This window comes from Aeromonas allosaccharophila, assembly GCF_000819685.1.
Taxonomy (GTDB): domain Bacteria; phylum Pseudomonadota; class Gammaproteobacteria; order Enterobacterales; family Aeromonadaceae; genus Aeromonas; species Aeromonas allosaccharophila.
In genome coordinates this window covers 1-19,405 of the sequence record NZ_CDBR01000043.1, presented here as the reverse complement: position 1 = coordinate 19,405, position 19,405 = coordinate 1, and the positions used below count along the sequence as shown (strand labels likewise).

Sequence of the window (19,405 nt, the reverse complement as noted above, 5' to 3'; positions counted from 1 at the left end):
CTCCTGTTTTGGGGTGTGTTGTCAGGCGTTTGAGTAGTGATCTCGCAGACCGAGCCAGCGCCGTATCAAGGGTTCGACATGACTCGGATGCCTATCCATCAGGAAGCGCGCCATCTTCTGTACCTGCGGAATAAGCGGCTGATCTCGCACCAGATCGGCGATCTTGAGGTCGGCCAGACCGGTCTGGCGGGTGCCGAGCAGTTCCCCCGGGCCGCGCAGCTCCAGATCGCGCTGGGCGATCAGGAAGCCATCGTTGGTCTCCCGCAGCACCCCGAGCCGGCTCTGGGCCGTCTTGGACAAGGGGGCATGATAGAGCAGCACGCAGTGGGAGGCCACCGCCCCCCGGCCAACCCGACCGCGCAGCTGGTGTAACTGCGCCAGCCCCAGTCGCTCAGGGTTCTCGATGATCATCAGGCTGGCGTTGGGCACATCCACCCCCACCTCGATGACGGTGGTAGCGACCAGCAGTTGCAGTATGCCTGCCTTGAACTCCTCCATCACCCGCTGTTTCTCGACCGGACGCATCCGGCCGTGTACCAGCCCGATATGCAGGCCGGGCAGCAGGTTCTGCAGCTCGGCGGCGGTATCCTCGGCGGCCTGACACTCCAGCACCTCCGACTCCTCGATCAGGGTGCAGACCCAGTAGGCCTGCTTGCCCTCGGTGCAGGCGAGTTTGACCCGCTCGATCACATCGCCGCGACGGCTGTCGGGTAGCGCGACTGTGGTGATGGGGGTTCGGCCCGGCGGCAGCTCGTCGATGACCGAGGTGTCGAGATCGGCATAGGCGGTCATCGCCAGCGTGCGGGGGATGGGAGTGGCGGTCATGATCAGCTGATGGGGATGCACCCCTTCCCGCTCCCCTTTCTCGCGCAGGGCGAGGCGCTGATGCACCCCGAATCTGTGCTGTTCATCGATGATGACCAGCGCCAGACGCTGGAACACCACCTGCTCCTGAAAGATTGCGTGGGTGCCCACCACCATCTTGACGCTGCCGTCGGCGATGGCGGCCAGCGCCTCTTCCCGCGCCTTGCCCTTCTGCTTGCCAGCCAGCCAGCCGACCCCGATGCCGAGCGGTTCCAGCCACTTGGCGAAGTTGATGGCGTGCTGTTCCGCCAGCAGCTCGGTCGGCGCCATCAAGCCCACCTGACAGCCATTGCCGATAGCTTGCAGGGCGGCGAGTGCCGCAACCAGCGTCTTGCCGGAGCCCACGTCCCCCTGCACCAGTCGCATCATGGGGTGGCTCTGTTGCAGATCCTTAGCTATTTCCGCCACCACCCGGCTCTGGGCGCCGGTGGGCTTGAACGGCAGGGCGCCGAGCAGCTGTTCGACCAGCGCGGGCGCCGGTTTGAGGGCGCGGGCCAGCTGGGTTTGCGCCTGAGCGCGCACCTTCAAGACCGAGAGGTTGTGAGCCAGCAGCTCCTCCAGCACCAGCCGCTGCTGGGCCGGATGCTGGCCGCTTTCGAGCAGCGGCAGCGCCACCGAGGGGGGCGGGCGGTGCAGCAGTTTCAAGGCGGCGGCCAGTTCAATCTGGTGGGGATAGAGACCGGCGGGCAGCAGCTCCTCCACGCCATAGAGGTCGAGCTGGGCCAACGCCTGATCGGTGAGGTTGCGCAGGGTGAGCTGGCGCAGCCCCTCGGTAGTCGGGTAGACGGGGGTGAGCGCCTCTTCGGTTTGACCTGCTTGCTCCTCGCCGAGCAGCTTGTACTCGGGGTGGGCCATCTCCAGCCCGTATTTGCCGGGGCGCACCTCGCCAAAGCAGCGGATCAGACGGCCCGCTGCCAGACTGTTTTTCTGGGTGGCGGTGAAGTTGAAGAAGCGCAGGGTGAGGGTGCCGGTGCCATCGCTGATGCGACAGACCATCATGCGGCGGCGCCCCATCACCAGCTGAGTGTCCTGGATTTCGCCCTCGACAGCGCCGTGCAGGCCGGGCGGCAGATCGCCGATGGGCCACACCTGGGTGCGGTCCTCGTAGCGCAGGGGGAGGTGGAACAGCAGATCCTGTACCGTGGCCAGCCCCAGCCGCTCGAGCTTCTCCAGCATCTTGCTGCCGACACCCTTGAGGCTATCGAGAGGAATTTTATCCAATTTCATCAATTAGATGCCCGAAAACACTGTAAATATGTCCAGATGATAGGGGTTGTTGAGGGGCCGATGCAAGCCGAGTTGCTGCTGGCAGGGCCGCCAACGCGGGAGAAACGGCGGATATAACAAAGGCCTGCCGAAAACGGGAGGCCTTTGTACGGCTGCCAACAGGCGAGGTGCAGGCGCATGGCGCCCAAGGTCAGATGATGCGTTTAAGCAGCAGATGGGCCTTGACCCGATGGATCCGTCCCAGCAGCTTGCGCACCTGTTCCGGGTAGTCCTGGATCTGCTCAACTTGATCGAAGTGGCTGATCCGCTTGGTGTTGGTCAGGATGTTCTCCCGCTCCGCGTTGAACTGGGGACGCAGCAGGTGGCGACGATCGTGCACCAGCAGGCCGTTCTCCAGATCGAGCGCCCAGGCGCGGGGGTTGAGGTTGTTGCCGGTGAGCAGGGCCCACTCGTCATCCACGAAGATCCCCTTGAGATGGTAAGAGTTGCGCTCGCAACACCAGAGCATCAGGTTGAGGCGACCGTCGTCGATGTGACGCTGGTTGCGCTCGGCAAACTTGCGCAGGTTGGTCTCGTAGAGATAGGGCAGGCCACCGATGGTGGAGAACTTCTCTTCCGGCGGAATGAAGAAGTCGTTGGCGGTCTTGTCGCCCACCACGATGGTGACTTTGCAACCGCGCTGCAGCAGATCATCGATATCCTTGCTCAACTCCTTGGGGGGGTTGAAGTAAGGGGTGCAGATGAAGATCTCCCGCTCGGTGGCACGCACCAGATTGCGGATCATCAGGTTGAGCTGGTTGTTGCGCTTGCCCAGACCCACCATGGGGGTGACTGCCACCTCCTGGGTGTTGACCGGCATGGTGCTGAAGCGGTACTGGCTCTGGCGCAGGTTCTGCTTGAAGCGGCGAATCGGCCCCTTCAGCTGCTTGGCGCTGGGGATGTCGCTGTGATCCAGCCGCTGCACTGCGTCGCTCTTCACGAACAGGTCGTCCACATAGTTGACCATGCTGCGGGCCAGCTCCGGGCTGGTGATCTGGTGATAGCGATCGAAGCGGTAGCGATCCTGCTGGTGCAGGTAGATGTCGTTGAGGCTGGCGCCGGAGTAGAGCACCACATCATCAAAGATGAAGCCCTTGAGGTGTAGCACGCCGAGCAGCTCGCGCCCCTTGACCGGCACACCGTAGATTTCGATCTGGTGCTCGTGTTCGGCAGCCATGGCCTGATACATCAGGTGGTTGCCGCCCTGCTTGCCCTTGCCGATCAGGCCGCGCTGGGCACGGTGGAAGTCGACGAACAGCTTGATGTCGAGGGCCGGATTGCGCTGTTTGGCGGCGTAGAGGGCGGAGAGGATCTCCCGTCCTGCTTCGTCATCCTGCAGATAGAGCGCGACCAGATAGATGCGCCGGGTGGCACTGGCGATAAGCGCCAGAATGCGGCGTTTGAAATCCTGTGCGCTGTAGAGCACTTCAAACTGATCCGCCGCGACGGCGATCTGGGGCAGGCGCGCCAGCAGTTGTCGATAATGGGCCGATGAATGCATAGATAAACCTGAAATCACGGGGTTAAGCGTTCCACTCGGAGCGATGAATAGGCGATTCTAGCAATCTCGCCCTCTCAGCCAAAGAAAGAATCATCAGAAAGATGAAAAAGGCCTCACGAGTGAGGCCTTTTTGTCAGCTTTTCGCCCTTGTCAGAGGAAGCTGTAGATGATCATCGCCATCACGCCACCGGTGGTGCCGATGATGGTTTCCATCACGGTCCAGGTCTGCAGGGTCTGCTTCTCGGAGAGACCGAGGTAGCGGTTGGCCAGCCAGAAACCGGAGTCGTTGACGTGGGAGAGCACGATGGCACCGCCGCCGATGGCGATGGTGACGGCCGCCAGCTGGGCGCCGTTCAGACCGAGCGGTTCCAGCATCGGCAGCACCAGACCGCAAGCGGTCAGCATGGCGACGGTGGCAGAGCCCTGAATCACCCGTACTGCAGCGGCCAGAATGAAGGCCAGTGCGACGATGGGCAGACCGGAGTCGGCCAGCATGTTGCCAAGGGCGGCGCCCACACCGGAATCAACCAGCACCTGCTTGAACACGCCACCGGCACCGGTCACCAGGATGATGACACCGGCGGGCTGGATGGCGCTGTTGCAGACGCTCATCACCTCGTCACGGGACATGCCGCGGCGAATACCCAGCAGGTAGAAGGCGGCCAGACAGGCGACCATGATGGCGGTGAAGGGGTGACCGATGAACTCCAGCCAGTTGTGCAGGGTGGAGCCCGCCTCGACAAAGCGGCCGACGATGGTCTTGAGGCCGATCAGCAGCAGCGGCAGACCGATCAGACCCATGGCCAGCCCGAAAGAGGGCAGGGATTTGCTGTCATCGTGGACGCTGTTCTGGGCGTCGGCAGGCAGCGGCACATCGACGATCTTGCTGATGAAGTCACCGAACAGCGGGCCTGCCAGGATCAGTGCCGGTACGGCGGCGATCAGGCCGAACAGGATCATGTAGCCGAAGTCAGCACCCAGCTGGGATGCCACCAGGATCGGGCCCGGCGCCGGAATAAGGAAGGCTTGGCAAGTGGCGATACCCGCCAGCAGGGCGATACCGATCTTCACCACGCTGCCGCCGCCACGACGGACGATGGCGAAGGCGACGCCGATCAGCAGCACCACGGCCACGTCAAAGAACAGCGGCAGGGCGCAGACAAAGCCGGTCAGGGCCATGGCCCAGTTGGCGCGCTTGACGCCGAACTTGCCGAGCAGGGTGTGGGCTACCCGGTCGAGAGCGCCGGTCACTTCCATCACCTTGCCGAACATGGCGCCCAGCGCCACCACCACGGCAACGAAACCGAGGGTGCCACCCATCCCTTTCTGGATGGTGGCGGCGATATCGGCCGGGTTCATGCCAGCGGCGAGACCCGCCACCATGGAGACCAGGATCAGGGCAACCACGGCGTGGAGCCGGGCCTTCATCACCAGGAAGAGCAGCAGCACAATCGAGCCGGCGGCTGTCATGATCAGGGAGAGGTCAGACATTGTTATGCGTTCCTTTTTCCAAGTTCAGAGTGACACCTTGCCGATCCGTCGGCAAACCATATCTTTATGATTTATTTAGATTTATGGCAAGGGCTCAACATCATATGCCCAGGTGACTATGGGTTTGCTCAGTCTGTGGCAGACTTCACATTTTCAATCGTTACCGGTAACATGTTACCGGTAACGTGTTAGATTAGAACCCATCAACAGCTGGTTTTTTGAAAAGTGGGACAGAGGTCAAATTATGGCGGGTAAGTGCATTATCGTGATGGGTGTGTGTGGTAGCGGCAAATCCAGCGTGGGTCTGAAAGTGGCCGAAGCGCTGGGCGCCAAGTTCATCGATGGTGATGACCTGCACCCCAAGGCCAACATCCAGAAGATGGCTGGCGGCAACCCCCTCAACGATGAGGATCGTGCCCCCTGGCTGGAGCGGATCCGCGACGCCGCCTACAGTCTCGAGCAGAAGAACGAGACCGGCATCATTGTCTGTTCCGCCCTCAAAAAGAAGTACCGCGACCAGATCCGCGAAGGCAACGAGTCGGTCAGCTTCATCTTCCTCGATGGCAGCCAGCCGCTGATCCTCGAGCGGATGCGTGCCCGCAAAGGCCATTTCATGCGTGAAAGCATGGTACAAAGTCAGTTCGATACTCTGGAGCGCCCGGATGGCGAAGCCGGTGTATTCCACATTGATATAGACGGCACCTTCGAACAGGTGGTTGACCGCGCCGTCACAGCATTGGAGCAAGCCCAATGATTCATCAGGTAATTTCCGACGTCACCGCCCGCATCCGCGAGCGCAGTGTCGCCCGTCGTCAGGCATTTCTGGCCCGCATCCAGCGCCAGGCAGAGCAGGGCAAGACCCGCGCCGCGCTGGCCTGCGGCAACCTGGCTCACGCCGTGGCGGCCTGCAGCAGTGACGAGAAGGGTCGCATCCTCGACATGACCCGCGCCAACGTCGGCATCGTCACCGCCTACAACGACATGCTGAGCGCCCATCAGCCCTATCAGGGCTATCCAGATCAGATCAAGGCCGTGCTGGCCGAGCTGGGCCACAGCGCCCAGGTCGCTGGCGGCGTGCCCGCCATGTGCGACGGCGTGACCCAGGGTCAGCCGGGGATGGACATGTCCCTCTTCTCCCGCGACCTGATCGCGCAGGCGACCGCACTGTCACTCTCTCACAACACCTTCGATGCCACCCTGCTGCTCGGCATCTGCGACAAGATCGCCCCGGGCCAGATCATGGGGGCGCTCTCCCACGCTCACCTGCCGACTGCATTTGTACCTGCTGGCCCGATGGCGAGCGGTATCAGCAATGACGAGAAGGTGAAGGTGCGTCAGAAGTACGCCGCCGGTGAAGTGGGGCGCGACGCCCTGCTGGAGATGGAGTGTGGCGCCTACCATGCGGCAGGCACCTGCACCTTCTACGGCACCGCCAACACCAACCAGCTGGTGTTCGAGGCCATGGGCCTGATGCTGCCGGGTTCCGCCTTCGTGCATCCGCATAGCGAGCTGCGCCGCGCCCTGACTGCCGAAGCAGCCCGCCGCATCAGCGCCATGATCCCGGGATCCCCGGCCTATCGCCCGCTGAGCGAGGTGCTGGACGAGCGCTCGCTGGTCAACGGTCTGGTGGCCCTGCTCGCCTCCGGCGGCAGCACCAACCACAGCATCCACATGGTGGCACTGGCCCGCGCGGCCGGTCTGGTGCTGACCTGGGATGACATCAGCGATCTCTCCGACGTGGTGCCGCTGCTGGTTCGCATGTACCCGAACGGCCCGGCCGACGTCAACGCCTTCGAACAGGCGGGCGGTGTGCCCGGCCTGATGCGCCGTCTGGCGCAAGAGGGGCTGATCCACATGGATGCCACTCCGGTCTTTGGCGAGATGCAGGATTACCTCAGCCGTCCGGCACTGGTCGATGGCCAGCTGGTATGGCAGCCGGTCGGTGAAAGCAGCGATGCGAGCGTGCTCTCTCCCACGGGTAGCGTATTTAATGCGACCGGCGGCACCAAGCTGCTGGCGGGCAATCTGGGCCGCGCTGTGGTCAAGGTCTCTGCCGTGGCTCCCGAATATCGGGTGATTGAAGCCCCGGCGCGGGTCTTCTCCTCCCAGCATGCGGTGGAAGCGGCCTACAAGGCGGGCGATCTCAATCAGGACGCCGTGATTGTGGTGCGCCACAATGGCCCGGCCGCCAACGGCATGCCGGAGCTGCACAAGCTGATGCCGGTGCTCGGCAATCTGCAAAAAGCCGGTTACAAGGTGGCGCTGGTCACCGATGGCCGTCTCTCCGGTGCCTCCGGCAAGATCCCGGCCGCCATCCACGTCACTCCGGAAGCGCTGCACGGCGGGGCTATCGGCCTGCTTGCCGACGGCGATCTGCTGCGGGTGGATGCGGTGAGTGGTCGTCTCGACTGCCTGACCGATTTGAGCGGCCGCACCCAGGCCGAGATTGACCTCACTCTGGAACAAGAGGGGTGGGGCCGTGAACTGTTCAGCGTGATGCGTCGCGCCGTATCGAGCGCCGAGTGTGGCGCTACCATCTTTGATTAAGAGCTGACTAAGGAAGAGCTATGCAGAACTGGAAAGTGACCCCGGCCGAGGTGTTTGCCGCCTCCCCGCTGGTACCCGTGATGGTCATCAACGAGCTGGAGCAGGCCCTGCCGATGGCCAAGGCGCTGCTCGACGGCGGCATCTGTGTCTTCGAAATCACCCTGCGCACTCCGGTGGCACTCGACGCCATCGCCCTTATCGCCAAGGCGATGCCGGATGCCATGGTCGGTGCCGGGACTGTGCTCAACTGCGCGCAGTTTGACGCAGCCGTCGCCGCTGGTGCCCGCTTTGTCATCTCCCCGGGGATGACGCCGGCCCTGCTGGCCCATGCGGCCAACAGCACCGCACCGCTGATCCCGGGTGTGGCGACCCCGTCCGAAGTGATGCAGGCGCTGGAAGCGGGCTACGACCATCTGAAGTTCTTCCCGGCTGAAGCGAACGGCGGCACCAAGGCGCTCTCCGCCATTGCTGCCCCGCTGCCCCAGGTGAAGTTTTGCCCCACTGGCGGTATCGGCCCGAAAAACGTGGCCGACTATCTGGCGCTCAAGTGCGTGGCCACCGTCGGCGGCTCCTGGATGTTGCCGGCCGATGCGGTCAAGAGCGGCAACTGGGAAGAGGTGACCCGCCTCTCCCGCGAAGCGGTTGAAATGGTTAAACGCTAAGCGTCAGTTATGCAGAAAAACCAGACAGGCCACCCTCGGGTGGCCTGTTTGCTTTTTCATTTCTCCCTCGGTGGGGTCAAATATGTTCGCGCGGCCGATTACGCTGCGCTAATCGACCCTACCCGATCCGTTGTTGTGGGTTATCACCCAAGGCTTTCCCCTTCATAGAGAGAAAAACCGATGTCTTTGCGGGTCTCTGGCAAGGAGTGGCCATTAAGGCGCGCCAGCAGCATGGTGGCTGCCTCCCGGCCGATCGCTTCCCGCGGGGTGGCGATACTGGCCAGCTTGGGGGTCATGGCGTGGCCGATGTCGAGGGCGTTGCAGCCGGCGATTGCGATCTGCTGGGGCACCGGAATCCACTTGGCCTGACACTGCAGCAGGGCGCCTACCGCCAGGTCATCGTTGGTGCAGAACAGGCCGTCGAGGTCGGGATACCGTACCAGCGCCTGATCCAGCAGCTCGCCCCCCAGAGTGAAGCTGGAGGATTGTTCGGTCAGCAGATGCTGGCCGGTGAGGCCGAAGTCGGTCATCGCCTGATAGTAACCCTCCATCCGCAGCTGGGTACGCACGTCGAGCCGCGCCCCCAGATAGACCACCTTGCGTCGGCCCCGGCGCAGCATCTCTGTTACCATGGCCCGGGCGGCGGCGCTATGATCCATGCCGACCACCATGTCGATAGGGGTATCAGACAGATCCATGGTCTCCACCACCGGAATGCCGGCGGTGGCGATCATCTTGCGGGTGCGCTCGGTGTGCTGGCTGTCGGAGAGGATCAGCCCATCCACATGGTAGGAGAGCAGGGATGCGACCTGCTCCTCCTCCCGCTCCGGACTGTAGCCGTAGTGGGCCAGCAGGGTCTGGTAACCGGCCGGTCGGGTCACCGACTCGATGCCGTGGATCACCGCCGAGAAGACCTGGTTGGAGAGGGAGGGGATCAGGATGCCGATCGCCTTGCTGGTCGCGTTGGAGAGAATGTCCGGCGCCCGGTTGGGGATATAGCCCAGCTCTTCCACCGCCGCCGCGATCCGCTCACGGGTCCCCTCCGCCACGGTCTGCGGGTCGCGCAGATAGCGGCTGACAGTCATCTTGGTCACGCCGGTCTGGTCGGCGATATCTTGCAGGGTGGGGCGGCGCTTGCGGGTGGGGCTCATAGGGGTGTCCAGGGTGGATGTTACATGTAACATTACCGTTTTCGGCAGATAAAGTCAGCATATGAAGCCGTTTTTGCAGGAGTTTTCCGATGATCAGAGGCAAGCAGTTTGTGGATGTCCGGTTCGAGCAACAGGATGTGGAGGGGGAGCAGTTCTCGGAGTGCCGCTTTATCGGCTGCAACTTCTCCTGGCTGGATCTGGGCGATAGCCGCTTCATCGACTGCAGCTTCTATGATCGGGAGAGTGAGCGGGGTTGCCTGTTGCAGGGTTGCGACCTGCGCGAGGCGAGCTTTCTGCGCTGCGATCTCACCATGGCCGATTGCAGCCGCAGCCAGTGTCTGGGGCTGGAGATGCGCGACTGTCAGGCGGTCGGCATCAACTTCGGCCACGCCAGCTTCGCCAACCAGATCACCGCCAAAAGCTACTTCTGCGATGCCCATCTGACCGGCAACAACTTCAGTTACGCCAGCTTTGAGGGGTGTCTGCTGGAAAAGTGCGAGCTGACCGAAAACCGCTGGCAGGGGGCCAACCTGTTCGGTGCCTCGCTGGCGGGATCCGATCTCAGCGGCTCCGAGTTTGGCCAGATCGACTGGACCAGCTTCAAGCTGCAGGGCTGCGATTTGCGCCAGTGCGATCTGCCGGGGCTGGATCTGCGTCGGGTCGATCTGCAGGGGGTGCAGATCAACGAGGATCAGCAGCAGACTTTGCTGGAGCAGATCGGTCTGGTTGTCTTTCCCTGAGCCGATCGAAAATTAGGTAATTTTTCATCAAATGGGACCGACAGTGGGGTGTGTTGCTCCTGAAACGACAAAAGCCTGCGTGATGCAGGCTTTTGCTAGTGAGCGTGTGACGCGCTTGTTGGCCGGGTTAACTCAACCCTTGGCCAGCCATTTGGTCGGGTTGATCGCCTCGCCCTGATAGCGGATTTCGAAGTAGAGGCCGGGTCTGTCCTGACCGCCACTGTCACCGACCAGTGCCACCGGTTCACCCTGCTCCACATTCTGGCCAACCTGACGCAGCAGCGACTGATTGTGACCGTAGAGGCTCATGTAGCCCTTACCGTGGTCGATTACCAGCAGCATGCCGAAACCGTCGAGCCAGTCGGCATAGACCACTTGCCCCGGTGCGACCGCCTTGACCTGGGTTCCCTCGCTGGCGCCGATCAGGGTGCCTTTCCACTTGAGCTGGGCGGTGCGCGGCGAACCGTAGGAGATGAGGATCGGCCCCTGTACCGGCCAGCGCAGGCTGCCATTGGTCTTGAGACCGCTGTAGTGACCGGCAGTGCCAATGCCCGATCCACGCTCCGGCTTGGTGCTGGCTACCTCTTCAACCGGTTCTGCCGGTTTGACGGTTTTGTTCTGCTGGGCGGCGAGTCGTTGCTGCTCGGCGCGGCGCTGTTCGGCCAGCTTGCGCTGACGCTCCTGCTCCGCTTTCAGCTTGGCCAGCCGCTCCCGCTCGGCCCGTTCACGGCGCTCCTGCTCTTCCCGCTTGCGGCGCAGCTCTTCCAGCCGGGCTTTCAGCGCTTTCTCCGCCTTGACCAGCTTGGTGAGCTTCTGCTCGTCATCCTGCACCGACTGTTGCAACTGGTTGCGTACCTTGGCCCGGCTCTGCTGGCTGGCCAGCAGGGTCTGGTGATGCTCCTGCTGTTCGGCAAGCAGGGTCTGCAGTCTGGTTTCGGTCTCTTTGGTGGCCAGCTGGTTTTTCGCCAGCTTGTCACGGGTGGCGCGCAGGGCGTCGATGGCCTCGATGCGGGCCTTGTTCAGGTAGTCGTAGTAGTCGAGTGAGCGGCTCAGTTTGGCCGGATCCTGCTGATTGAGCAGCAGTTTGAGGTAGTCGTGGTTGCCCGCCTGAAAGGCGCTTTCCGCCTGCTTGGCCAGCAACTGCTTCTGATGTTTGGCTTGAACTTCCAGCGCCAGCTTGTCTTTTTGCAGGGTCGCCAGCTTCTGCTGGTTCTGCTTCAACTGCAGCCTGGTCTGGTTGAGTTTGGCGGCGGCGGCCGATATGGCCTGCTCGTCAGCCTTGAGCTGGGTATTGAGCTTGGCAAGCTCCTGCTTGCTGAGCTTGATGGTCTTCTGTTGCTCTTTGATCTGGGACTGCATGGTGCCCAGCTGCTGATTGGCGGCAACGGCCGGGGTGGCGCCAAACGACAGGCAAAAAAACAGCGCGCCGGCTAACAGGCCGACGCGACTGGTTTTCTGTGAAATAGCTTCGCATCCCCGCATGGGGAAGGATTATTTCAGAATCATCAGGGGCTTGCCAGTCATTTCCGGCGGCACCGGCAGACCCATCAGGGTCAGCATGGTGGGGGCCAGATCGGACAGTTTGCCACCTTCAGCAACCTCGGCTTTGCGACCGAAATAGATGAGCGGAACCGGCAGATTGGTGTGGGCGGTGTGGGCCTGACCAGTCTCTTCGTCCAGCATCTTCTCGGCGTTGCCGTGGTCGGCAGTGATCAGGCACTCGCCACCCACTTCGGCCAGCGCCTCGGTGACGCGACCCACGCAGTGGTCAACGGCTTCACAGGCTTTGACGGCGGCATCGAACACACCGGTGTGACCAACCATGTCGCCATTCGGGTAGTTACAGATGATGACGTCGTACTTGCCGCTCTTGATGGCCGCAACCAGCTTGTCGGTCAGCTCTTCGGAGCTCATTTCCGGCTGCAGGTCATAGGTCGCCACTTTCGGGCTGGCCACGATCTCGCGATCTTCGCCAGCGAAGCAGGACTCTTCGCCACCGTTGAAGAAGAAGGTGACGTGAGCGTACTTCTCGGTTTCGGAGATGCGCAGCTGGGTCTTACCCTGCTTGGCCAGCCACTCACCCAGGGTGTTGACCAGGGCAGTCGGCGGATAGGCACAGGCGGTTTTGATGTCGGCCGCGTATTCGGTCAGCATCACGAAGTTCAGCGCCGGGGTGGCGGTACGGGCGAAACCGGTGAAGTCGGCGTCAACGAAGGCGCGGGTGATTTCACGGGCACGGTCGGCACGGAAGTTCATGAAAATCAGCGCATCGCCATCTTCCATCGGTGCAGCTTCGCCGATGCGGGTCGCTTTGACGAACTCGTCGTTCTCGTCGCGGGCATAGGCGGCAGCCAGTGCTTCGGTGGCGCTCTCGGCGGTGAACTCGCCCTTGCCCTGAGTCATCAGGTCATAGGCTTGCTGCACGCGATCCCAGCGGTTGTCACGGTCCATCGCGAAGTAACGGCCGATCATGGAGGCGAAACGACCCTTGCCCAGCTTGGCGAACAGGGCGTCGAACAGCTCGATGGAGGACTGGGCGGAGCGCGGCGGCACGTCACGGCCATCCAGGAAGGCGTGCAGGTAGATCTTCTCGGCGCCACGCTTGGCGGCCATTTCGATCATGCCCATGATGTGTTCTTCGTGGCTGTGCACGCCACCCGGGGACATCAGGCCCATGATGTGAACGGCTTTGCCGTTGGTGACGGCAGCGTCAACAGCCTTGGCCAGCTCGACGTTCTGGAAGAAGTCGCCATCCTTGATGTCTTTGGAGATGCGGGTCAGCTCCTGATAGACGATGCGACCGGCGCCGATGTTGACGTGACCCACTTCGGAGTTGCCCATCTGGCCATCGGGCAGACCGACGTCCAGACCGGAGCCGGAGATCAGGGTGCTGGTGTAGTCACGGGCCAGACGATCGAGGTTGGGAGTCTTGGCGGCAGCGACGGCGTTGTGCTCTTGCTTGGTGCTGTAGCCCCAACCGTCCATGATGACCAGAACCAAAGGTTTCTTAGCTGTTGACATAAGACTATGTCCTCTCGGATTGGAAAAAATGCGGGAAATGAAACTAGCGTAATATTACTACATCTGCCGAAATAGTCACCTGATAGCCAAGGGGCGCTCCCGCCGCCCCGCAAGCCACGCCCTTCCTGCCATGCCTGCTGCCCAATGATGATGGGAGCCTGCTCGCGCTTTGCCGCCAAGATGGCTGATCTTATCAATACCCCCATGTATACTCGGGCCCTTGTCTTGGTCCCTGGATAGTAGAAGATGCAAGAGTATTTGGATTTTGCGGCCCGTAACCCGCTGCTGACCGCAGCCTGGTTGGGTCTGGCTGGCACCCTGGTTTACACCACTGTGCGTGCCCGTTTGTCTCCGGTAAAAACCGTCAACAATCACACCGCAACCCTGCTGATCAACCGCGAGAATGCCACCGTGGTGGATATTCGCAGTCAGGAAGAGTATGCCAAGGGCCATCTGGCCGGTGCCCAGCACCTGCCGCTGACCCAGATCCAGAGCAATAATCTGGGCCCGGTTGAAAAGCATAAAGATGCCCCCATCATAGTGGTGTGCGAGTCGGGAATGACTGCGGGCGGCGCGGGCCGTCAGCTGAGCAAAGCTGGCTTCAAGCAGGTTTATGTGCTCGGCGGTGGCATGGCCCAATGGCGTGCAGAAAATCTGCCGGTAACCAAGAAACGCTGATTTAAGCAGGGCCTGAGCCCACTTATCCATATAACAAGGAATCAAACGAAATGGCTGACGAGATCAACAACCAGGAAGTACAACCGGAATTCCACATCCAGCGTGTTTACACCAAGGATGTCTCTTTCGAAGCGCCGAACACCCCGCACATCTTCCAGAAAGAGTGGCAGCCGGACGTCAAGCTGGATATGGATACCAAGACCAACATCCTGGCTGACAACGTGTACGAGGTTGTCCTGACCCTGACCGTGACTTGCAAACTGGAAACCGAAACCGCCTTCCTGTGCGAAGTACAGCAAGCCGGTATCTTCACCATCGGTAACCTGCCGGAGCCGCAACTGGCTCACTGCCTGGCGGCCTTCTGCCCGAACATCCTGTTCCCGTATGCCCGCGAAGCGGTGTCCAACCTGGTGAGCAAGGGTTCCTTCCCGCAGCTGAACCTGGCACCGGTCAACTTCGATGCCCTGTTTGCCCAGCACATGGCGCAAGCACAGGCCCAGCAGGCGACTGCGGAAGCCTGATAATGGCTGACCAGATCGCTATCTCGGTCTTGGGGGCGGGGTCTTATGGCTCCGCCCTTGCCATTTCTCTGGCGCGCAACGGTCATTCGACCCTGCTGTGGGGTCACGACCCCGTTCATGTCGCCGAGCTGGAACAAGACCGTTGCAACAAGGCATTTTTGCCTGATGTCCCTTTTCCTGCCGATCTGCAACTGACTGCGGATCTGCAACGTGCGGTACAGGCTGCCCCCGTGCTGCTGCTGGTCGTGCCGAGCCATGTATTTGGTGATGTGCTGACCCGGATCAAACCCTTCCTGCGCCCCGATACCCGTATCGCCTGGGCCACCAAGGGTCTGGAGCCGGACAGTGGCCGTCTGCTGCAGGATGTGGCCCGCGACGTGTTGGGTGACGAGATACCGCTGGCGGTGATCTCCGGCCCCACCTTCGCCAAGGAGCTGGCTGCCGGTCTGCCGACCGCCATCTCTGTCGCCTCGACCCACGACGAGTTTGCCGACGATCTCTCCCATCTGCTGCACTGTGGCCGCTCGTTCCGGGTCTATACCAATCCGGACTTCGTTGGCTTGCAGCTGGGTGGTGCGGTGAAGAACGTCATCGCCATCGGTGCCGGTCTCTCCGACGGGCTCGGGTTTGGCGCCAATGCCAGAACTGCGCTGATCACTCGGGGTCTGGTGGAGATGCAACGTCTGGGTGCTGCCCTCGGAGCCGATGCCAAAACCTTTATGGGGATGGCGGGGCTCGGGGATCTGGTGCTCACCTGTACCGACAACCAGTCGCGCAACCGTCGCTTCGGGCTGGCCCTCGGGGCTGGCAAGGATGTGAACACCGCAATGACCGAGATCGGTCAGGTGGTGGAGGGGTATCGCAACACCAAAGAGGTGCATCTGCTGGCGGCCCGCTGCGGCGTCGAGATGCCCATCTGCGAGCAGATCTTCAAGGTGCTCTACGAGGGTAAGAACCCGAAAGAGGCGGCCATCGCCCTGCTGTCGCGAGACAAGAAGGACGAGTAATCTGCCGATTGCCCATGCAAAAGGCCCCGCCGGATGGCGGGGCCTTTTCTTTGCGCCGCAAGGGCAGCAAATCAGTAGTAGGAGTGGTCGCCGCGCTGGTGCTCGGTGGCGTCTTTCACGCCGTTGAGCTCGCCCGGGAATTTCTCCAACAGCTGCTTCTCGATCCCCTCTTTCAGGGTGTAATCGACCATGGAGCAACCGTTGCAACCGCCGCCAAACTGCAGAATGGCCAGTTTGTCCTCGGTCAGTTCGACCAGGGTGACCTTGCCACCGTGACCGGCCAGCATGGGGTTCACTTCGGACATCAACACGTACTCGATGCGCTCGATCAGCGGCGCGTCGTCGGCCACTTTACGCATCTTGGCGTTCGGTGCTTTCAGGGTGAGCTGGGAGCCCATCTGATCAGTCACGAAGTCGATGGTGGCATCCACCAGGAAGGGGGCGCTCAGGGGATCGACCATGCAGTCGAAGCCGCTGAAGGGCAGGTGTTGATCTTCCGGGTCCACGGCATCGGGCGGGCAATAAGATACGCCACACTCGGCATTCTGGGTTCCCGGATTGACCACAAACACCCGGATATTGGTGCCATCAGGCTGTTTTTCCAGCAGTTTACGGAAATGGGCCTGGGCGGCGTCGGAAATGCTGATCATCACTATCCTCATAAACCTGAGTGTACGACTAGGGTATTCATGATAACGCGGTTATTAATGCTTGGGTAGCATGCCGATGGCTACTTGCTGTGCCGGAGGGTACGACAGATTGCCCACACTTCTACCTTTGTGATGCCGCTCTCATGGAGCAAGCGGCTGAGCTGACCGGCGGTAGCGCCGGTGGTAACGACGTCATCGAGCAGGGCGACATGGCGATAGTGGTGGGGGCGGATCCGGAATGCCCCACGCAGATTGCGCCGCCGTTGCCCGGCGCTCAGGGTTGTTTGCTGCGGAGTCGCCTTGATGCGCAGCAACAGGGTGTTGTCGCAGGGAATGCCGGTGAGCTCGCCAAGGGCTTGCGCGATCTCCTCCGCCTGATTGAAACCGCGCCGCCACTGCCGCCACCAGTGCAGGGGAACCGGAATGATCGCCTCCGGCGGCTCGCGGCCATCCAGATGATCGGCTAACAGCTGAGCCAGTAGCGGCGCCAGCAGGATCTGGCCGGAATATTTGAGCCTGGGGATCAGCATGGGGTAGGGGGCCTGGTAGTCGCCGATCACCTGCAACCGATCCCAGGGGGGAGGCCTGCGTTGGCAGCGACCGCAGACCGGTATGCTCTCTTCTATATAGTCAGCCAGCGGTGCGGCGCAGAGGCGGCATCTTGGCTGTGACTTGTGCAATGCCTGCCGACACCAGCTGCAGAGCAGGGGCTCGCTGTCACAAGGCTGATGACAGAGCAAGCAGCTCCCTTGCCAGTCGCCGTGGCTGCCGAGCAGCGGGCTTGCTTTAGCGAGCAGTCGCTTTAACATGCTGACCCCAAGAGCATGAACAGGGATCTTGAGTCTAGATGAGCATATCGGTAGAGCAGTTTGGCCAGGGGCCCGATCTGGTGCTGTTGCACGGTTGGGGGATGAACGGTGCGGTCTGGCATGGCATTGCCCAGCAGTTGGCGTCCCACTATCGGGTTCATCTGGTGGACTTGCCCGGTTTTGGCAACAGCCCGCTGGCCGAGGGCGTCGATTATAACCTGCCATGGTTGGCGGAGCTGGTCGCCACCGTGTTGCCGCAGAAGTGCCATCTGTTGGGGTGGTCGCTCGGTGGTCTGGTGGCAAGCCAGCTGGCGCTGACGTATCCCGAGCGGTTGCACTCCCTGATCACCGTGGCCAGCTCCCCCTGTTTCATGGCCCGCGACGAGTGGCCGGGGATCGCCCCCAAGGTTCTGATCGGCTTCAACCAGATGCTGGCGGGGGATTTTCGCCAGACCATAGAGCGTTTTCTGGCGATCCAGGCGATGGGCAGCGAACATGCCCGGGACGATATCCGCCAGTTGCGCCACTGGCTGGCCGAGCGCCCGTCGCCGCAGTTTGCCGCACTCGAGGCCGGACTGACGCTGTTGGCCGACATTGACCTGCGCGAACCGCTGCGGGAGCTGGATCTGCCCTGGTTGCGGATCTATGGCCGACTGGATTCATTGGTGCCCAAGGCAGCCATTCCCCTGCTGGATGATCTCTACCCTGCCAGCCGCAGCGTGACCCTCAATAAGGCCTCACACGCACCTTTTATCTCCCACCCTGCCGAATTCATTGAAATCGTTCGAGATTTTGTTGGCTAAAAAACAGCCTGCAAGCTTCATTAATCCTCTGGTCTGGCGGATAATTAAGCTGTGATCAGAGGAGTAACATCATGCGTATTGATTCTGCTTTCAACAGCGGGGTACAGGGATTTCAGCGAGCCGAGCAGATTGCCGACAAGGCATCCAATCAGATCGCCCGCCTCAACCCCCCCAGCGGGGATCAGGTGCAAGTGACCGATGAACTCGTCAATCTCAAGGTTGCCGAGCAGCAAGCTGGCGCTTCCGCCAAGGTAGTGCAGACCGCCAGCGATATGATGGGAACCCTGATCGACATCCGGGTGTGAGATGAACATCAATGTCAGTCTGCCCCCCCTTATTCCGACACAGCTGCAACCCCAGGTGGAAGCGGCTAGGACGGATAATCGCCGGGCAGAACTGATCCCGCAGGCCCGACAGGGTCAAGCCTCAAGTGCCGAATCCGAAGTCGGCTCCCAGAAAGAGAAATCCAAAGCCGGTCAGGCCTCCAGCAATCAGAGCTCCCAGAACAGCCGTGAAACCGGGCAACCGGCGCCGACGACATTGCCAGACAATCGCTTTGTCGAGGCAACCGGTGAGGATGGTCAGCGCAAACAGCAAGATCCCAAACAGCAGGAGCAGCAACAGCGGCAAGAGCAGCAGGTTCAGGATCTGATCGAGCGTGATCAGGAGGTACGCACCCACGAGCAGGCCCACCAGTCAGCGGGTGGAGAGTACGCCAGCTCGCCCACCTATCAGTTTACCCAAGGGCCGGATGGCAAGCGTTATGCGACGGGTGGCGAAGTCCAGATCGATACCAGTGCCGTGCCCGGTAACCCTGCCGCCACCATCGCCAAAATGCAGCAGATACGCTCTGCGGCGCTGGCGCCTGCCGAGCCCTCCGCTCAGGATCTGGCCGTCGCGCGCAGCGCCGCCGCGAGTGAAGCCAAGGCGCGCAAAGAGCTGATGGCCGAACAGAGCGCGAAATCGGGCGGTGTGCTGAGCGCCTATATGGACAAGCGCAACAGCGTCATCGCGGGCCACTATCAACAGGCCGTCAGCCCGGCCGCTAACCAGTCCCTCAGCCTGCATATCTGAATCACCCTCACCAAACTTTCAGCTGTGTGACCTGTTTTGCAACTAATCTGAAGATCAGGCCCATTCCAATTTCACAGGAGCTGTCATGCATTTCGATGAAGTCAAAGCGGAAGATTTCACCACCTTCTCCCGTGTACCGCCCCCCCACCTGCAGATGGAGCAGTTTCTGATGCAGCTCGGAGGAGGGGGAACCGAAGGAACCCATTTCAAGAAGAAAGTCATGCTGGCGGCTGGCTGGAGCCACACCGGCGTCGTCTCTTACGGCAAGTATCCGCAAGAGGCCTGCAAGGCATTCAATCGACTGCGGGAGGTGCTGGCCCAGCATGGAGAGCCCGAGAGCATTCTTGCCGCCCTGGCCCAGTAATCCTGTACTTCGCGTGTAAAAAAGCCCCTTGCGGTAATGCCGATCAGTTAAGGATCCATTGACCGATCCTGCTGATGTGTAAAAATCCGAAACCAGTTGATTGGTTTCGGATTTTTTATGCATATCGTACAGGCTCTCGACTTCCTCCACGCCAGCAATCCCGCTCAGTTTGAGTCACTCTCCGACCTCATTTCCCCCGAGCTCATCACAACTCTGCTCGCCGAAGAGGATGTCGTGACCCTGCGCCGTCGCCGTA

The 19,405-nt window shown here is 61.4% G+C and carries 19 protein-coding genes and 1 pseudogene; 12 read left to right on the top strand and 8 right to left on the bottom strand.

What is annotated here, in order from left to right; translation table 11 throughout:
• Positions 1 to 21: 21 nt before the first annotated feature.
• The 3 genes from recG to gntU form a co-directional block, all read right to left on the bottom strand.
• Complete coding sequence (gene recG, locus BN1115_RS09265; protein ID WP_042656920.1) at positions 22 to 2,091, bottom strand: ATP-dependent DNA helicase RecG; 2,070 nt, start codon at positions 2,089 to 2,091, stop codon at positions 22 to 24.
• Between the two features lie 190 nt (positions 2,092 to 2,281).
• Complete coding sequence (gene pssA / locus BN1115_RS09260) at positions 2,282 to 3,631, bottom strand: CDP-diacylglycerol--serine O-phosphatidyltransferase (protein WP_042656919.1); 1,350 nt, start codon at positions 3,629 to 3,631, stop codon at positions 2,282 to 2,284.
• A gap of 150 nt (positions 3,632 to 3,781) precedes the next feature.
• Positions 3,782 to 5,122: a gluconate transporter gene (gntU, locus tag BN1115_RS09255; protein ID WP_042656918.1), complete on the bottom strand. Its 1,341-nt coding sequence runs from the start codon at positions 5,120 to 5,122 to the stop codon at positions 3,782 to 3,784.
• 244 nt (positions 5,123 to 5,366) lie between these two features.
• Between gntU and BN1115_RS09250 the strand changes: the two genes are divergently transcribed.
• The 3 genes from BN1115_RS09250 to BN1115_RS09240 are packed head-to-tail and all read left to right on the top strand — an operon-like array spanning position 5,367 to position 8,331.
• The gene (locus tag BN1115_RS09250) at positions 5,367 to 5,876 is read left to right on the top strand and encodes a gluconokinase (RefSeq protein WP_005340649.1); all 510 of its coding nucleotides are present in this window, start codon (positions 5,367 to 5,369) and stop codon (positions 5,874 to 5,876) included.
• Positions 5,873 to 7,669: a phosphogluconate dehydratase gene (gene edd / locus BN1115_RS09245; protein ID WP_042656917.1), complete on the top strand. Its 1,797-nt coding sequence runs from the start codon at positions 5,873 to 5,875 to the stop codon at positions 7,667 to 7,669. Before BN1115_RS09250 ends, edd begins: the two co-directional genes overlap by 4 nt.
• A 20-nt stretch (positions 7,670 to 7,689) precedes the next feature.
• Positions 7,690 to 8,331: a bifunctional 4-hydroxy-2-oxoglutarate aldolase/2-dehydro-3-deoxy-phosphogluconate aldolase gene (locus BN1115_RS09240; protein WP_042656916.1), complete on the top strand. Its 642-nt coding sequence runs from the start codon at positions 7,690 to 7,692 to the stop codon at positions 8,329 to 8,331.
• A gap of 143 nt (positions 8,332 to 8,474) precedes the next feature.
• Here the strand turns inward: BN1115_RS09240 and BN1115_RS09235 are convergent, their stop codons facing one another.
• On the bottom strand, positions 8,475 to 9,482 hold the full coding sequence (locus BN1115_RS09235) for a substrate-binding domain-containing protein (RefSeq protein WP_042656915.1): 1,008 nt from the start codon (positions 9,480 to 9,482) through the stop codon (positions 8,475 to 8,477).
• An 89-nt stretch (positions 9,483 to 9,571) separates the two neighbouring features.
• Here BN1115_RS09235 and BN1115_RS09230 point away from each other — a divergent pair, with 89 nt between their 5' ends.
• The gene (locus BN1115_RS09230) at positions 9,572 to 10,222 is read left to right on the top strand and encodes a Qnr family pentapeptide repeat protein (RefSeq protein WP_042656914.1); all 651 of its coding nucleotides are present in this window, start codon (positions 9,572 to 9,574) and stop codon (positions 10,220 to 10,222) included.
• A 132-nt stretch (positions 10,223 to 10,354) separates the two neighbouring features.
• Here BN1115_RS09230 and envC read toward each other — a convergent pair whose 3' ends face one another.
• Both envC and gpmM read right to left on the bottom strand, forming a co-directional pair.
• Complete coding sequence (gene envC, locus BN1115_RS09225; protein ID WP_042656913.1) at positions 10,355 to 11,704, bottom strand: murein hydrolase activator EnvC; 1,350 nt, start codon at positions 11,702 to 11,704, stop codon at positions 10,355 to 10,357.
• A gap of 9 nt (positions 11,705 to 11,713) precedes the next feature.
• Complete coding sequence (gpmM, locus tag BN1115_RS09220) at positions 11,714 to 13,243, bottom strand: 2,3-bisphosphoglycerate-independent phosphoglycerate mutase (protein WP_042656912.1); 1,530 nt, start codon at positions 13,241 to 13,243, stop codon at positions 11,714 to 11,716.
• 246 nt (positions 13,244 to 13,489) lie between these two features.
• Between gpmM and BN1115_RS09215 the strand changes: the two genes are divergently transcribed.
• The 3 genes from BN1115_RS09215 to gpsA are packed head-to-tail and all read left to right on the top strand — an operon-like array spanning position 13,490 to position 15,449.
• The gene (locus BN1115_RS09215) at positions 13,490 to 13,921 is read left to right on the top strand and encodes a rhodanese-like domain-containing protein (RefSeq protein WP_005340640.1); all 432 of its coding nucleotides are present in this window, start codon (positions 13,490 to 13,492) and stop codon (positions 13,919 to 13,921) included.
• Positions 13,922 to 13,971: 50 nt separating this feature from the next.
• Entirely contained in the window at positions 13,972 to 14,442 is a 471-nt protein-coding gene (gene secB, locus BN1115_RS09210) for a protein-export chaperone SecB (protein WP_042059186.1), read from the top strand.
• Positions 14,443 to 14,444: 2 nt separating this feature from the next.
• A complete protein-coding gene (gene gpsA / locus BN1115_RS09205; RefSeq protein ID WP_042656911.1) occupies positions 14,445 to 15,449 on the top strand; it encodes an NAD(P)H-dependent glycerol-3-phosphate dehydrogenase in 1,005 nt (334 codons plus the stop codon).
• A gap of 71 nt (positions 15,450 to 15,520) precedes the next feature.
• On the opposite strand, the gene nfuA is transcribed toward gpsA, so the two are convergent.
• Positions 15,521 to 16,099, bottom strand: coding sequence for a Fe-S biogenesis protein NfuA (gene nfuA, locus BN1115_RS09200; protein ID WP_005340636.1), 579 nt, complete (start codon positions 16,097 to 16,099; stop codon positions 15,521 to 15,523).
• 80 nt (positions 16,100 to 16,179) lie between these two features.
• Positions 16,180 to 16,908 (bottom strand): ComF family protein, encoded by a 729-nt coding sequence (locus BN1115_RS09195; protein ID WP_042656910.1) that lies wholly within the window; start codon positions 16,906 to 16,908, stop codon positions 16,180 to 16,182.
• Between the two features lie 38 nt (positions 16,909 to 16,946).
• Here BN1115_RS09195 and bioH point away from each other — a divergent pair, with 38 nt between their 5' ends.
• From bioH to BN1115_RS22215, 5 genes and pseudogenes are all read left to right on the top strand, one after another.
• Entirely contained in the window at positions 16,947 to 17,711 is a 765-nt protein-coding gene (gene bioH / locus BN1115_RS09190; protein WP_042656909.1) for a pimeloyl-ACP methyl ester esterase BioH, read from the top strand.
• A gap of 71 nt (positions 17,712 to 17,782) precedes the next feature.
• On the top strand, positions 17,783 to 18,016 hold the full coding sequence (locus BN1115_RS09185) for a flagellar basal body rod C-terminal domain-containing protein (RefSeq protein WP_042656908.1): 234 nt from the start codon (positions 17,783 to 17,785) through the stop codon (positions 18,014 to 18,016).
• 1 nt (position 18,017) lies between these two features.
• Positions 18,018 to 18,785: a putative metalloprotease CJM1_0395 family protein gene (locus tag BN1115_RS09180; protein ID WP_042656907.1), complete on the top strand. Its 768-nt coding sequence runs from the start codon at positions 18,018 to 18,020 to the stop codon at positions 18,783 to 18,785.
• A gap of 85 nt (positions 18,786 to 18,870) precedes the next feature.
• On the top strand, positions 18,871 to 19,149 hold the full coding sequence (locus BN1115_RS09175; protein ID WP_042059175.1) for a hypothetical protein: 279 nt from the start codon (positions 18,871 to 18,873) through the stop codon (positions 19,147 to 19,149).
• A gap of 117 nt (positions 19,150 to 19,266) precedes the next feature.
• A pseudogene (locus BN1115_RS22215) lies at positions 19,267 to 19,405 on the top strand (IS4 family transposase); the annotation flags it as partial.